The sequence below is a fragment of the Paenibacillus sp. 01T422 genome (genome assembly GCF_056398785.1).
Window position 1 is genome coordinate 1 of the sequence record NZ_JBFTQB010001387.1, and the last position, 996, is coordinate 996.

Consider the following 996-nt stretch of genomic DNA (forward strand, 5'->3'; position numbering starts at 1 on the left):
AATAATACGATTCGCTGGAACGTTGGACACATGATTTATTGGATGGATGCTTACATGAAGATGGGTTTCTCGATGGATTCTGCGATTCCAGAAAGCTACGCTTCGTTCTTCAATTCAGGAACATCACCGGCAAGCTGGACTAATATACCACCGTCGAAAGAAGAACTTATTAGGCAGCTATCTGCGCAGCTTAACCAAATTAGCGAGTTATCCCCTGAGAGTCTGGAAGTGCCGTTCGCAACGCCTCTGCAATTTGGACCAATCACGTTTCATAAGGTGGGAGAGCTGTTTAACTTCGGAGTCGTCCATGAAGGGATGCATCTTGCAACCTGTGATTGTTTACTAAAGGTGATTCAAGGTGATTCAAAATAAGCTTTAAAAACGTACAATTATGAACAAAATAAGCCGGGGCATGGTTGAGCCATGTTTCGGTTTTTTTTTGATGAAAAATGAGGTTGCACTAGTAAGCGATGTCATGGATACTTATGGTATGAAATTGACCCTTCTAATTACATCAAAAATATCCAAGAGGTGAACAGCTTGTCATACAAATATCCGCCCGTAAGTCCTAAGCTGCCTGTAATGATGCATGGCGCCGATTATAATCCTGATCAATGGCAGCATGATCCTCAGGTACTTGAAGAAGATATTCGTTTAATGAAGCTTGCCAAATGTAATGTAATGGCTATCGGTATTTTTGGCTGGTCTGCTCTTGAACAGGAAGAAGGCGTGTTTACCTTCGATTGGTTGGATCGTGTGCTGAATGCCTTTGCTGAGAATGGCATCTATGCCTGGTTGGCAACGCCTAGCGGGGCAAGACCGGCATGGATGGCGGAGAAATACCCGGAAGTACTGCGTGTTGGCGCTAATCGCGTGCGCAATCTCTTCGGTGCTCGCCATAATCATTGTTACACATCTCCCGTCTATCGCGAGAAAGTAGCGGTGATGAATCATAAATTAGCTGAACGATACTCCCAGCATCCTGCCGTTATAGGC

Annotated in this window: 2 protein-coding genes; both read left to right on the forward strand. The window is 44.6% G+C overall.

What is annotated here, in order from left to right:
- A partial coding sequence (locus tag AC1DUA_RS38960; protein WP_477504780.1) for a DinB family protein occupies positions 1 to 372 on the forward strand: 372 nt, incomplete at its 5' end.
- A gap of 210 nt (positions 373 to 582) precedes the next feature.
- Positions 583 to 996, forward strand: a 414-nt coding sequence (locus AC1DUA_RS38965; RefSeq protein ID WP_477504781.1) for a beta-galactosidase, incomplete at its 3' end; no start/stop codon positions are given.